Here is a 13249-nt window from a genome sequence, read left to right on the forward strand (position 1 = left end):
CCATGAACGCAGAAACAGGGGCCAAGCCCGTCATCGTGGGTGTGGACGGTTCCGAATACTCCTCCGCCGCGCTTCGCTACGCGGGCACGCTGGCAGCCCGTCTAGGCACCCGCCTCGAAGTCATCTCCTGCGTCGGGATGCCTGACTACCTGGTGATGTCACGCCTCGAAGGGGCGGACCGGCAATTCACCGCCAGGCTTGAGGATGCGGCGGGCCGGCTGGTCGAGGACGCCCTGGGCCGGGCCTTCTCCGGCGACCGGCCCGAAAACATCGACGTCACCATCAAGTTTGGACCACCGGCAAAGGTGCTGGTGGAGGAGAGCCGGCGGGCGCAGATGCTGGTGGTGGGACGGCACGGCGAGGGCGGCCTGCTGAAGGCAGCCATGGGCTCGGTCAGCAAGGCCTGCGCCGCCCACTCCAACTGCCCGGTACTCCTGGTAGGGCAGGAGGCGGACGCCGTGTGAGGACCGCTGAGGGCCTGAGCTCAGCGGAGGCCGCGCAACTCCTGAAACAGGCAGGCCCCAACCAGCTCCCCACTGAGAAACCCGTATCCCAGTGGCGGAAGCTCTGGGGCGAGATGACGCACTTCTTCGCCCTCATGCTGTGGTGCGCCGCCGCGCTGGCCTTCATCGCGGACATGCCGCAACTGGCAGTGGCGATCATCGTCGTCGTCATAGTCAACGGGGTGTTCGCCCACATCCAGCAGGAACGCGCCCAGCACGCCGCCGCGAAACTGCGGGGACTGCTGCCGGCGGACGTACTGGCCCGGCGGGACGGAAAGGTGCGAAAGGTCCACGCCAGTGAACTGGTGGTGGGAGATGTGGTGCTGCTGTCTGCCGGCGACCGCGTACCGGCAGATGTGGTCCTCTTGACTGCCCAGGCCTGCGCGGTGGACGAATCGATGCTGACGGGCGAAAGCGACCCGGTACCCAAAACCGCAGGGGACCAGGCCTGGGGCGGCACCTTCCTGGTCAACGGTTACGGGGAGGCCGCCGTCGCCGCAACAGGCGCCAAGACCAGGCTCGCGGGGATCGCCGCCCTCACCAGCGCTGCCGTTCCGCCACCAACACCCCTGTCCCTGGAATTGCGGCGGATTGTCCGGGTTACGGCGGGCATGGCATTGGGCATCGCGGCGGTCTTCTTCCTGGCATCGCTGCTGGTGGGATTCCAGTGGCGCGATTCGTTCCTGTTCTCCATTGGCGTTGCCGTAGCGCTGGTGCCGGAAGGACTCCTGCCCACCGTCACGCTGTCCCTGGCCATGGGCGCCCAGCGCATGGCATCGCGCAACGGACTGGTCCGCAACCTCGAAGCAGTGGAAACCCTGGGCTCAACCACTTTTATTTGCACGGACAAAACCGGGACCCTGACGCAGAACCGGATGAACGCCGTCGAAGTCTTCACGGCCGACGGCGCCATCCACGTGGCAGGGGACGGTTACGCCCCTGAGGCGCACATCGAAGGCCGTGGCGTCGAGAAAGCTGCCCAGGCCGCGCTCGCTGCCCGCACCGCTTCCCAGGGCCGTGCCGAGCTCCACGACGGACAATGGCGTGCCCAGGGTGATCCGATGGAAGCGGCCATGGACGTCCTGGCACGCAGGCTTACGGGCACAGTGTCCGGGCCCGTGCCGTCGCGGCGGTTCCCGTTCGATCCTGCCCGGCGCAGGGAGTCAGCGATCGTGGGGCAGGACCTTTTCTGTAAAGGTGCCCCGGAAACCGTCCTTCCCGTATGCGAGTCCGTTCCTGGCCCGGTCAGGGACCAGCTGGACGTGATGGCGAACCGGGGCCTGCGCGTCATTGCGGTGGCCCGCCGGCGGCTAGGAGGCGCCCCTGGAACATGGCAGTCCGCGGCCGCAGCGGAGCTCGAAACGGGCATGGAACTGCTGGGCCTGATCGGGCTGCAGGACCCGCCGCGGCCGGACGTTGGGGACGTGATCCGCACAGCCCGGCAGGCAGGTCTAAGGGTGGCCATGATTACCGGGGACCATCCGGCCACCGCCGCCGCGATCGCCCGGCAGATTGGTTTGACGGGAACGCCGGAATACGTACTGGAAGGCGCAGCACTGCCGGAAGACGACCAGGTGCTCGGAGCACTCCTGGACCGTGACGGAGTGGTGGTCAGCAGGGTCTCACCCGAGCAAAAACTTCGGGTCGCCAGGGCCCTGCAGTCCCGCGGGCACGTGGTCGCCATGACCGGCGACGGCGTCAACGACGGCCCGGCCCTGCGTGAAGCCGACATCGGGGTGGCCATGGGCCTGAGCGGAACCGACGTGGCGCGCGAAGCCGCGGACCTGGTCCTCCTCGATGACCACTTCGGCACCATTGTGGCCGCCATCGAACAAGGCCGGGCAACGTACGCCAACATCCACCGTTTCCTCACCTACCACCTCACCGACAACGTGGCCGAACTGACCCCTTTCGTCATCTGGGCGCTCTCCGGCGGCCACTTTCCGCTGGCCTTGGGTGTCCTCCAGATCCTCGCCCTGGACATCGGCACCGACCTGCTGCCGGCGCTCGCCCTGGGTGCCGAGCCGCCGGGGAGGCGCGTGCTGACCCGGCCGCCCGAACGCCGGCACCTCATGGACCGGCGCCTGATCATCCGCGTGTTCTGCATCCTGGGCCCGGTGGAAGCGGCAGTCGAAATGGCCGTGTTCTCCGCTGTCCTGGCAGGCGGCGGCTGGACCCGGGTACGGGACCCGCAGGTGCCGTTGCTGATGGCCGCTTCCGGGGCCGCCTTCACCGCCGTCGTCCTGGGACAACTCGCCAACGCCTTCGCCTGCCGGAGCGCAACGGTGCCCCCATGGAAACTGGGCTGGGGAACGAACCGGCTCCTGGTCTGGGCCGTGCTCGCAGAAGCTGCCATCCTGGGGGCGTGCCTGTACCTGCCGTCGCTCGCTGCGCTGCTGGGCCAGTCCCCGCCGCCCCCCGAAGGGCTCCTCCTCGCCCTCTTGGCAGCCCCCGCTGTCCTGCTGGCGGACTGGATCCACAAATCCGTCCGGGGGCGCCTGCGCCGCACCAAGGACCAAAGCCTCTGACTGCCCCCTGCTGCCCCCGGCAACAATCGAGCCATGAGTGCCGCCGCAGAATCCTCCGTTACAGTCGCGAACGTCGTATGGATCGAGGACACCGGAATCGCGGACATCCCCTCCGTGGGAGGAAAGAACGCCTCCCTCGGGGAGCTCAGCCGGGCCCTCCAATCCGCAGGAGTCAGGGTTCCCGAAGGGTTCGCCACCACTGCGGCCGCCTACCGGGCATTCCTTGCTGCCAATAACCTGGAGCCCCGGATCAAGATGCACATGGAGGAACAGCGCGCCGGGACCCTCACGCTGCGCCAGGCGGGGGCCGCGATCCGCGAACTCTTCCTGCAGGCAACCTTCCCGGAAAGCATCGCCGCGGACATCCAGGAGCACTACCGGAACCTCTGCCAACGGGCCGGGCAGCCCTCGGTTTCCGTTGCGGTCCGCAGCAGCGCCACAGCGGAAGACCTGCCGGATGCCAGCTTTGCCGGGCAGCAGGAAACCTTCCTTAACGTGGCCGGCGAGCGCGGGGTCCTCGACGCGTGCCGGCGCTGCTACGCCTCGCTGTTTACGGACCGGGCCATCAGCTACCGCGAAATGAAGGGGTACGGCCACATGGACGTTGCCCTGTCCGTCGGCGTGCAACATATGGTCCGTTCGGACGTTGGCGCATCCGGCGTGATGTTCTCGCTCGATACCGAATCCGGATTCCCCGGCGTGGTGGTTATCAGTGCGGCCTGGGGACTGGGGGAGACAGTGGTCCAGGGGACCATCAACCCGGACAAGTACCAGGTCTTCAAGGGGCTCCTCGCAGACCAGCGCTTCAGCCCGGTCATCGAGAGGGAGATCGGGGCCAAAGAACGCAAGATGGTCTACAGCCAGGGCGGGGATGCCCGGACCCGGATGGTCGATACTACGGAGCGGGAGCAGCGCTCGCTGGTGCTGAATGACACGGAAGTGGTCCTGCTGGCCCGGTGGGCAGTGGCCGTAGAAGACCACTACGGCCGTGCGATGGATATGGAGTGGGCCAAGGACGGCGTGACCGGCGAACTCTTCATGGTGCAGGCCCGGCCGGAAACGGTGCAGGCGCGCCGGAGCACGTCCAGCTTCCGCACGTACCACCTGGCAAAGCCCGGCCGGGTCCTCGTCACCGGGGCAGCAATCGGTGACTCCATCGCCAAAGGCCGGGCATGCGTGGTCCAGGATGCAAAGGACATCGAGTCCTTTGTTGATGGCTCCGTGCTGGTCACCCGGATGACTGACCCGGACTGGGTGCCCATCATGAAGCGGGCCGCGGGCATCATCACCGACCACGGCGGTCCAACCAGCCACGCAGCGATCGTCAGCCGCGAATTGGGGGTGCCCGCCGTCGTGGGGTCCCGCAACGCCACCGAGGTGCTTTCCGACGGCGTCGAGGTCACCTTGTCCTGCGCGGAAGGCGAGGAGGGCCGCGTCTACGAGGGGCTGTTGGAGTTCTCCGTGGAAGACGTGGACATGCACGCACTGCCAGCCACCCGCACGGCCGTGATGATCAACATTGCGAGCCCGGCGGCAGCCTTCAAGTGGTGGCGTTTACCCGCCGCCGGCGTGGGCCTGGCCCGCATGGAGTTCATCATCAACAACCTGGTCCGCATCCACCCGATGGCACTGGTCCATCCCGAAAAGGTGTCGGATCCGGAAGAGGCGGCCCTGATACGGCAGCTCACCAGCGGCTACCCGGATCCGCAGGAGTACTTTATCGACGTGCTGGCAACCGGAATAGCCAAGATCGCGGCGCCCTTCCACCCCAAAGCCGGTGATCGTCCGGCTCAGCGACTTCAAGAGCAACGAATACAGCCACCTCATTGGCGGCAGTGCTTTCGAGCGTGCGGAGGAAAATCCCATGCTGGGGTTCCGCGGCGCCTCACGCTACTACAGCAGCCACTACCGTGAAGGGTTCGCACTGGAGTGCAGGGCCCTCAAACGCGTGCGGGAACGGGCTGGATTCGGCAACGTCATTGTCATGGTTCCGTTCTGCCGCACCGTGCGCGAGGCGGACCAGGTCATCGAGGCGATGGAGGAGCAAGGGCTGGTCCGCGGCCAGGAAGGGCTCCAGCTCTACATGATGTGCGAAATCCCGTCCAACGTGGTCCTGGCCGGGGAATTCGCCAAGCGTTTTGACGGCTTCTCCATCGGGTCCAACGATCTCACCCAGCTGGTGCTGGGTGTGGACCGCGACTCCGAGGAGCTTGCAGGATTGTTCGATGAGCGGGACCCGGCAGTGATGTCCATGATTGCCCAGGCGATCAGCAAGGCCCACGCCGCCGGCATCAAAATCGGAATCTGCGGACAGGGGCCCAGCAACCATCCGGACCTGGCGGAGTTCCTGGTCAGGGAGGGAATCGACTCGGTGTCCCTGAATCCTGATACCTACGTCAGGACGCTGCCCGTCATTGCGGCAGCGGAGGCAGCCCTGGCCAAGGGGCAATAAACTGCCTGGCCCTCACAGGGCCAGGCACCGGCGTCGTAACCTGGCTGTTCCTAACCCCGGCTGATGGGGATCTTCGACGCCGCGGCTGCCTGTCCCTGGTCCGGCATTGGCGCCCGGACTTCAAGGACTCCATCCTTGTACGATGCCGTTATGTCGCCCTGCTGAACTCCACTTGGGAGGGGAATCCGCCGGACAAACGAACCGTAGCGGAACTCGGAACGGTAGCTGTCCTTGTCCTTGTGTTCCTTCTTTTCCTGCCGTTCGCCTTTGATCGTCAGGACGCCGTCGGTGACCGTCACGTCCACGTCCTTCTCCGGGTCGACGCCGGGCAGTTCGGCGCGCACCACCAGCGTATTGCCGTCCACCATCTCTTCAACCCGGATGGCGGACGTCCCCACATCGCCTTCAAAAAGGCGTTCGATGACGTCCATGGGGGAGCGGCGGTTGTCGAACCATTTCATCAGGTCATTCATTGTTGTCTCCTGCTCAGGTGGATGCCGGTCCATCGCGTTGCCCGGCAGTTCCACCATCCCCTTCCCGGGAATCCGGTTCCAGAGCCAAAGGTCCCAGCCCTGTTCCGCGGGCAGGCGTGGACGGCCGGCGGGTGAAACGGCCAACAATTTCGATGGCCAGGCACCCGGCAACCGCAACCGCAACGGACACGGCAAGGAGTCCGGAGGGCGGCCACTCCACCCGGAAGAAGTCCTGCGTCAATGGGAGGCTGAACAACAGGACCAGTCCCGCGTACATCCCGGCGAGGATCAGCACCTTGGTCCAGTTGAGGGGGCGCGATGCCATCACCAGGATCCACGCCGCCACCAGTCCCAGGGTTATGGTGGCCGCAGACTGCGCGGACGCAAGGCTGTGTCCGCCCCATAACTGCCCATATGCGCTGACCGCCAGGACGCACAGGGCCGTGCAGGTTCCTGCCGGGACCGCGAAGGTCAGGGAACGCCGCAGGAACCCGGCGGCGTAGCGCTGGCCGCCTGGCTGCAGGGCCAGGAAGAACGCCGGCAGGCCGATGGTCAGGCCGTCCAGGGCGGAAAGCTGGCGCGGCAGGAACGGAAAGGCCAGTAACAGGATGCCGGTGACCACGGAGATGACCGTTGCGTAGACGGTCTTGCTCAGGAAGACCAGGGAGACGCGTTCGATGTTGCTGATGGCGCGGCGTCCCTCGTCCACTACAGCGGGCAGCCTTTCGAAACGCCCGTCGAGGAGGACCATACGTGCCACGGCCTTGGTCGCAGGCGACGCCGAGTCCATGGCGATTCCCAGGTCCGCCTCCTTGAGGGCCAGGACGTCGTTCACTCCGTCCCCGGTCATTGCCACGGTATGTCCCCGTCGCTTCAGGGCCTGGACCAGGTCCCGCTTCTGGGATGGCGTCACACTTCCGAAGAGGTCTTGGGACTCGACGACTTCCTCCAGCAGGAGCGGATCGCCGGGAAGCGTCCGTGCGTCGTAGGCAGTCCCGGTTCCAAAGCCCACCCCGCGGGCCAGCGCTGCCACCGTCCGGGGATCGTCACCGGAGATGATCTTGACGGTAACCCCCTGCCGGCGGAAGTAATCCAGCGTTGCCGCGGCGTCGGCACGAATGCTCTCACGGAAGGTGAGCAGCAGGACCGGCACCAGCTCCGGCGGCAGGTCAGTCCCTGCGGCATCCGGCGGCAGCGGTCCCGGGAGATGTGCCAGTGCCAGCGTCCTCAGCCCGGTGGATGCGAGGGCCACCGCCATGCCGTGCACCTTGCCGCAGCCAGGGGAGCCGAGCACCGAGTCGGGGGCTCCGAGGACCCACGTTCCGGGAGCGGCGGATTCCGGCGCGAACGTCACCGAACTCCACTTCCGGGCGGAGGAGAACGGGACTGAATCCTGCTCCGTGAGCGGAATCTCGGCAGGAAAGGCTGCCCCGATCGCCGCAGCGGTACTGCTCGCGTCCGGGCTGGCGCCAAACCATTCCACCGCCCGCCGCCACCCGGGTGGGCAGACGTCCCCGGTGTGGTGGACGGCATCGAAGACCATGGAGCCGGAGGACAGTGTGCCCGTTTTATCCAGGCAGAGGACGTCCACCCGTGCCAGTACTTCCACGGCGGCGAGTTCCTGGATCAGGACTTTCTGGCGGGCAAGCCGAAGCCCGCCCACGGCAAACGCCACGCTGGTCATCAGGAGGAGCCCCAGGGGAATCATGGCCATGATGCCGGCGACGGCTCCCACGACCGCCGGTACCCACCGTCCCGATCCCATCGCTCCGCCCCAACCGCCCTGGTCCTGCATCTGCGCATTAGTGAGCAGCAAGGCAACGGGCAGGAGCAGCCAGGTGATGACGGTGAAGACCTTCTCCAGGCTCCTGCGGATCTCCGACGTGACCAGGGAGAACCGCCGTGCCTCGGCGGCCAGCCGGTAAGCGGACGTTTCAGGTCCAACCCGGAGCACGGTGGCTTGCCCGTTTCCCGCGAGGATCAGTGAACCGGACAGCAGGACGGCCCCGTCCTGTTTGGGGACGGGCTCGGATTCGCCGGTCAGCAGGGACTCGTCAACTTCGAGCGGGCTGTTGCCGATGAGCAACAGGTCTGCCGTGACCTGGTCTCCGGCATTGAGCAAAACGAGGTCATCAGGAACCAGATCTTCCGAGGAGATGACTTCCCGGGCACCGTTCCGGACCACCATGTTCCTGGCTGCCTGCAATATGGCCAGCTGGTCGAGGGACCGCTTGGCCCGGTACTCCTGGATAATGCCGATCAGTGAGTTGCTGACTGCTGACAGGCCGAAGAGCGCGTCCCGCCACTGGCCCAAAACCAGCAGCAGGATGAAACACCCTCCCACCACCGCATTGAAGAGGGTGAACACATTCGCCTGGATGATCTCGCCGGCACTCCTGCTGGTTGCCGTCGGCACACTGTTGACGCGCCCGGCAGCGGTCCGCTCACCTACTTCGGCGGTGGAGAGCCCGTCCCGGGAACGGCGCATGTCCACTCCCGGGCGCGGTGCACTGGGGTCCGCAGGTATCGGCATCGTGCGGCCAGGCGGCAGGCCCGGTCAGCCGTCGTGTTGCTTGTGCATCCGGGTGATCACGGTGGGGCACGGTGGTTGGGTGAGCACGGCATGCGCCGTGGACCCCAGGACGAACCTCCCGAAGGCACCTTTTCCGCGGCTTCCCAGGACCAGCAGCCGGGCGCCGGCGGCAGCGCGCAGCAGGGCGTCCGCCGGTTCCAGCACGGTTTCCATGACGGTGTGTACCGCGAGGTCCGGATAGTCCTGCCGGAGGCCGGCTTCTGTTTCGGACAGCACGATCCGTTCCTCCTCGACCACATGGGTGGCGAAGCTGCTCTGCGGGAGTCCTGCAGCGATCCACCGGTTGGGGCCGGTGAAAGCGTAGAGAATTGTCAGCTCCTCGCCCAGCGCGTCAGCTTCGGCGGCCGCAAACGCTACTGCCTGGGTTGCCTCCCGTGACCCGTCCACGCCGACCAGGATGCCGCGGCCCTCCGACTGGCCGTCGCCGATGACGGCCACGGGGCACTCGGCCGTTGCAGCCGCCTGGAGCGCCCGGTCCGTCAGGGCGCCGCGGTTGTGCCCGCTGGTCCCGATGACAAGCATGGAGGCATTCTTGGAATAATCACCCAGTGCAGCCCCCACGCCGCCTTCGAGGAGCTGCAGCGAGACCTCCAGGCCCGGTTGGGCGGCGGTGGCCTTTTCGCCGGCCTCCTTCAGCAGCCCAAGGCCGGATTCACGCAGGACTTCCAGGTAGGGCAGGACTTCTGCTGCCATCCAACGGTCGTCAACAACGTTCACGACGGCGAGCGGGCAGTGGAGCCGGTTGGCCCGGGCAGCTGCCCACATTAGGGCAGCATTGGCCGCGGAAGTTTCTGAGATGCCGACGGCGATTGGCTTGGCAGGTGCCATGGGGACCATCCTTTGCTGGTTCGGTGAGTGGTGAGGGGTGGGGCTGCATGGCCTAGTCTGCGGTGGGCTCCCGGGGCGGCCACCAATGGGTTGGGGCGGAGATGACGAACCGGCGGCCGTTGATGTCCTCCGGCGTGATCCGGACCAGGACGTTTTTCCGGCCCGGCTGCCACGGGGACAGGCCCGCCTCCATGGCATCCCTGATTTCCTCGTCGTCGGACACCACCATGGCATGGCCCTTCAGGATGACGCTCCAGGCGATGGTGCCGTACTGGTTCATTCCGTCCGCTTCGACGGCCACCGCCTTCCGGTCCGGAAGGGAGGCCAGCTTTGTTCCTTCGCCGGTACGGATGAGCAGCGTGCCGTTAGTGGGGACAAAGTTCACGGGGTAGTTTTCCACCCCGCCCCCGTCGGTGAAGGCGATCCTGCAAAGGGACGTGGATCGGAGGTACCGCCAGCAGTCGTGGACGCCGAGTTCCTTGATTTCCGGTTCTGTCGCTGCGCTGTTCATGGGCGTAGCCTAGGGCGGTGGGGCCGCCGCGGCTAGGGAAGAAGGTCCCGCCCAACGGGCCGGGGGCCGATACCAAGACTACTGAGGGTATTTTTCGCCCTGCTCTCCTACCATTGGAGGAGAAGCGTCTTCATGCTCATGTGAAGGCGGAATTGGGGGCGGAGGCCGGCACTTCCGTTTCGGACACTTAGACCGCGCCAGGGATCCGCAGCGCCGCAGGTTCCTTCCGCAGGAGGTGGGACGTGGGCACTGAGCAACCGTGGCGCTCCCCGACGCGGGACACGGTGGAGGACCTGCTCCGGGACTTCGCTGTCCGGGGAGACGAACCGCCGGACAACCAGGAGCGGATCAACGGACTGTTGGCGGCCGTGGTTGCGCTCGCCCAGGACCTTAGCCTGGAGGCCGTTTTGGACCGCCTTGTCCGTTCGGCCTGTGCCTTGGTTGGGGCGGGGTACGGCGCGCTGGGTGTCATCGGCGAGGACCGCAGGCTGAGCCACTTCATAACCGTGGGCATCGATGAGCAAGGTATCCGTGCCATTGGCGAGCTGCCCACCGGCCATGGCGTCCTGGGCCTGCTCATCCGCGTACCGAAGCCCCTGCGCCTCCACGACCTGGGCCGGCACCCCATCACCTCCGGGTTTCCGCCGAACCACCCGCCCATGAAGACCTTCCTTGGCGTCCCTGTCCGCGTCCGCGACGAAGTGTTCGGAAACCTCTACCTGACCGAGAAGCAGGGGGGCCAGGACTTCACCGCGGAGGATGAAGATCTCGCTGTAGCCTTGGCGGCGGCGGCCGGCGTGGCAATCCAGAATGCCCGCCTCTTTGAAAACAGCAGCCGCCGGCAGCGATGGCTGGAGGCAGGCATGGAACTGAGCAGCCGCCTGATCATGGCCTCCCAACCGGGGGACCCGGATAACCTCGACCTCGTTGCCGGCACCGCATTGAAGGTCTCCGACTCGGTGCTTGCGGTGATCGCCGTTCCTGCCGGCGACGGAGCCCTGAGATGCCGGTCATGCCTTGGTGTCCAGGGCCTCCAGTCGGGCCAGGAACTGATGGCCTCCAGTGCCGTGTCCAACGTCATCCAGGACGGCGGCTCATTCGTGGCGCGGGACCCGCGGCAGGTTTTCGACGGCGGGGTGGCGGAGAAGCTCGGCTCCGTCCTGGTGTGCCCGCTGGGGCACAGTTCCGCCAACAACGGGGTGCTCCTCCTGGCCCGCGCCCACGGGGCCCCCGTGTTCACGCAGGCGGAAGCGGAGTCCAGTGCCGTTTTTGGAAGCCGCATCGGCCTGGCGCTGGACCTGGCCCGCGTGAACGCACTGCGTGAAAAGAACCTCCTTTTCACCGACCGGGAACGGATTGCCCGGGACCTGCATGACCTGGTGATCCAGCGCCTGTTCGCAGCCGGACTCAGCATCCAGAGCCTGCGCCGCTACACCCTTGACCCGGTAGCGCACGAACGGATTGCCGCCGTGACCACCGAACTCGATGACACCATCCGCAAGCTGCGGGACACCATCTACTCGCTCAGGACCGCTGACGAGGAACGCGAACCGTTGACCGGCCGGATCCTGCGGGTGGTCAGGGAAAGCTCCCGCAGCTATGCGGTGACGCCCAAGGTATCCCTGGACGGGCCGGTGGATTCGGTGGGGGAAGACGTGGCCGTCCACCTGCTGTCCGTGGCGTCGGAGGGACTCAGCAATGCCCTGCGGCACTCGGGGGCGGAAGACATCCAGGTGTCGGTGGCCGTGGGCCGGGACCATGTGCAGCTCCTCATCAGCGACAACGGCCGGGGCTTCGCCGAACCGGGCCACGAAAGCGGCCTGGCGAACATGCGCCAACGCGCAGGCCAACTGAAGGGCAGTTGCACCATTGACAGTGCACCCGGCATGGGCACCTGCCTGAAATGGTCGGTCCCGCTGGCGTAGCCCCGGGCGGCGGCGTCAGGCAGGGTCCGTGGAACTCCTGGTGACGAAGACTGCTGCCTGCGTCCGGCGCTCGAAGCCCAGTTTGGCCAGGATGGACGAAACGTAGTTCTTGACGGTTTTTTCGGCCAGGAACAGGTCATCGCCGATTTGGCGGTTGGTCAGCCCCTGGCCGATCAGGGCCAGGACCTTCTTCTCCTGCGCGCTCAAGCCGTCCAGCCGGGGGTCGGTAGGCGCCGTGGACAGGCCCGCAATGATCTGCTGCTCAACTCCCGGATCGAAGAGTGACTCACCGGCAGCAGCCCTCCGGATTCCGGCCAGGAGGTCATCACTCCTGATCTGCTTCAGGATGTACCCGGATGCGCCGGCCAGGACCGCTCCCCGGAGGGCCTGTTCGTCGTCGTAGCTGGTGAGGATCAGGCAGCGCAGGCGGGGATCAAGCGAGCGCACATCCCGGCAGACCTCGATCCCGGTGCCGTCCGGAAGCCGGCCGTCGAGGATGGCGATGTCCGGGTGCAGCGCGGGGATGCGCCGCGTGGCTTCTGCCGCGGACCCGCTCTCGCCCACCACGAGGAACCCTTCGCCCTCCAACAGGTCCTTCAGCCCCTGCCGGACGAGTTCGTGGTCATCAAGGATGAACACACGGACCTGCCCGGGAGATCCCGCCGCTTCATCAGCCCCAGTCTCATGCATCTGCACCGAACGCTCCCACAATCTCCACGATTCAACCCGCCTGCGCGGGGCGGCCCCCGGGAAGGGCCTGGTCCCATTGTTCCCTGCGCAGCGGTGCGCGGGAAGGGACCAAAGTCCGGCCGGCCCCGCAGGTCGCCGCCGCGGCTGCGGCCGGCACCACAGCAGCGTTCCGCCGTGATGACCTTTGGCCCTGTTCTCCGCACCCCTTCCGGTCCACGCTGGGGTGGGAGAAAACAGGAGGCAACGTGGCAGAACATGGGAACGGGGCGGCGGTGCCCGGCTCCGGCCAGCGTCCCAGGATCATTGTGGGAGTGGACGGATCCGAGGCATCCGTCGCAGCGCTGCGGGTGGCCCGGGCCATGGCGGAGCCCCTCTCAGCACCGGTGGAAGCCTGGGCATGCTGGGACGTTCCAGCGGGCTACGGGGTGTACCTCGCCGTGGGGATCGAGGGCTTCAAGTATGCCGCCGACCAGGTACTCCAACAGACGCTGGCGGACGCTTTCGGTGAGGTGCCGTCCTTCGTGCACCCCCGCCTGGTGCGCGGCAGGCCCGGCCCCGCACTGATCGATGCGAGCCGAAACGCCTCACTGCTGATTGTCGGGAGGCGGGGGCACGGAAACTTCGTGCCCGGCTCGGTCAGTTCAGCCTGCGTGAGCCATGCCTACTGCCCGGTGCTGGTGGTGCACGCCCCGGAAGCCGGAGCCAAGGCTGACGCCGGCGCGGCCCATTCCACTGCCGCGCCCTGA

The 13249-nt window shown here is 66.7% G+C and carries 9 protein-coding genes and 1 pseudogene; 5 read left to right on the forward strand and 5 right to left on the reverse strand.

The annotated features are described in order from the left end of the window. Window positions 1-2 precede the first annotated feature (2 nt). The 3 genes and pseudogenes from J2T23_RS00605 (at window position 3) to ppsA (ending at window position 5483) form a co-directional block, all read left to right on the forward strand. Window positions 3-464: a universal stress protein gene (locus J2T23_RS00605; protein WP_141160280.1), complete on the forward strand. Its 462-nt coding sequence runs from the start codon at window positions 3-5 to the stop codon at window positions 462-464. Beyond that, window positions 461-3031: a cation-translocating P-type ATPase gene (locus J2T23_RS00610; protein WP_307356334.1), complete on the forward strand. Its 2571-nt coding sequence runs from the start codon at window positions 461-463 to the stop codon at window positions 3029-3031. The genes J2T23_RS00605 and J2T23_RS00610 overlap by 4 nt, the downstream gene beginning before the upstream one ends. Window positions 3032-3064: 33 nt before the next feature. Beyond that, window positions 3065-5483: pseudogene (gene ppsA, locus J2T23_RS00615) on the forward strand (phosphoenolpyruvate synthase). 50 nt (window positions 5484-5533) lie between these two features. Here the strand turns inward: ppsA and J2T23_RS00620 are convergent. The 4 genes from J2T23_RS00620 to J2T23_RS00635 form a co-directional block, all read right to left on the reverse strand. Then, window positions 5534-5956 carry an Hsp20/alpha crystallin family protein gene (locus J2T23_RS00620; RefSeq protein WP_141160283.1) on the reverse strand — a complete coding sequence of 141 codons (423 nt, stop codon included), beginning with the start codon at window positions 5954-5956 and terminating at the stop codon, window positions 5534-5536. A 13-nt stretch (window positions 5957-5969) separates the two neighbouring features. Continuing rightward, complete coding sequence (locus tag J2T23_RS00625; protein WP_141160284.1) at window positions 5970-8444, reverse strand: HAD-IC family P-type ATPase; 2475 nt, start codon at window positions 8442-8444, stop codon at window positions 5970-5972. 69 nt (window positions 8445-8513) lie between these two features. Next, a complete protein-coding gene (locus J2T23_RS00630) occupies window positions 8514-9377 on the reverse strand; it encodes a universal stress protein (protein ID WP_141160285.1) in 864 nt (287 codons plus the stop codon). Window positions 9378-9429: 52 nt separating this feature from the next. Continuing rightward, the gene (locus J2T23_RS00635; protein WP_307356338.1) at window positions 9430-9888 is read right to left on the reverse strand and encodes a pyridoxamine 5'-phosphate oxidase family protein; all 459 of its coding nucleotides are present in this window, start codon (window positions 9886-9888) and stop codon (window positions 9430-9432) included. Window positions 9889-10130: 242 nt separating this feature from the next. On the opposite strand from J2T23_RS00635, the gene J2T23_RS00640 reads away from it, so the two are divergent. Beyond that, the gene (locus J2T23_RS00640) at window positions 10131-11813 is read left to right on the forward strand and encodes a GAF domain-containing sensor histidine kinase (protein ID WP_307356340.1); all 1683 of its coding nucleotides are present in this window, start codon (window positions 10131-10133) and stop codon (window positions 11811-11813) included. 15 nt (window positions 11814-11828) lie between these two features. On the opposite strand, the gene J2T23_RS00645 is transcribed toward J2T23_RS00640, so the two are convergent. After that, window positions 11829-12503 carry a response regulator gene (locus tag J2T23_RS00645; RefSeq protein WP_168223144.1) on the reverse strand — a complete coding sequence of 225 codons (675 nt, stop codon included), beginning with the start codon at window positions 12501-12503 and terminating at the stop codon, window positions 11829-11831. A gap of 245 nt (window positions 12504-12748) precedes the next feature. On the opposite strand from J2T23_RS00645, the gene J2T23_RS00650 reads away from it, so the two are divergent. Next, window positions 12749-13249 (forward strand): universal stress protein, encoded by a 501-nt coding sequence (locus J2T23_RS00650; RefSeq protein ID WP_246839673.1) that lies wholly within the window; start codon window positions 12749-12751, stop codon window positions 13247-13249.

The sequence above is a fragment of the Pseudarthrobacter niigatensis genome (assembly GCF_030812615.1).
Lineage (GTDB): Bacteria > Actinomycetota > Actinomycetes > Actinomycetales > Micrococcaceae > Arthrobacter > Arthrobacter niigatensis.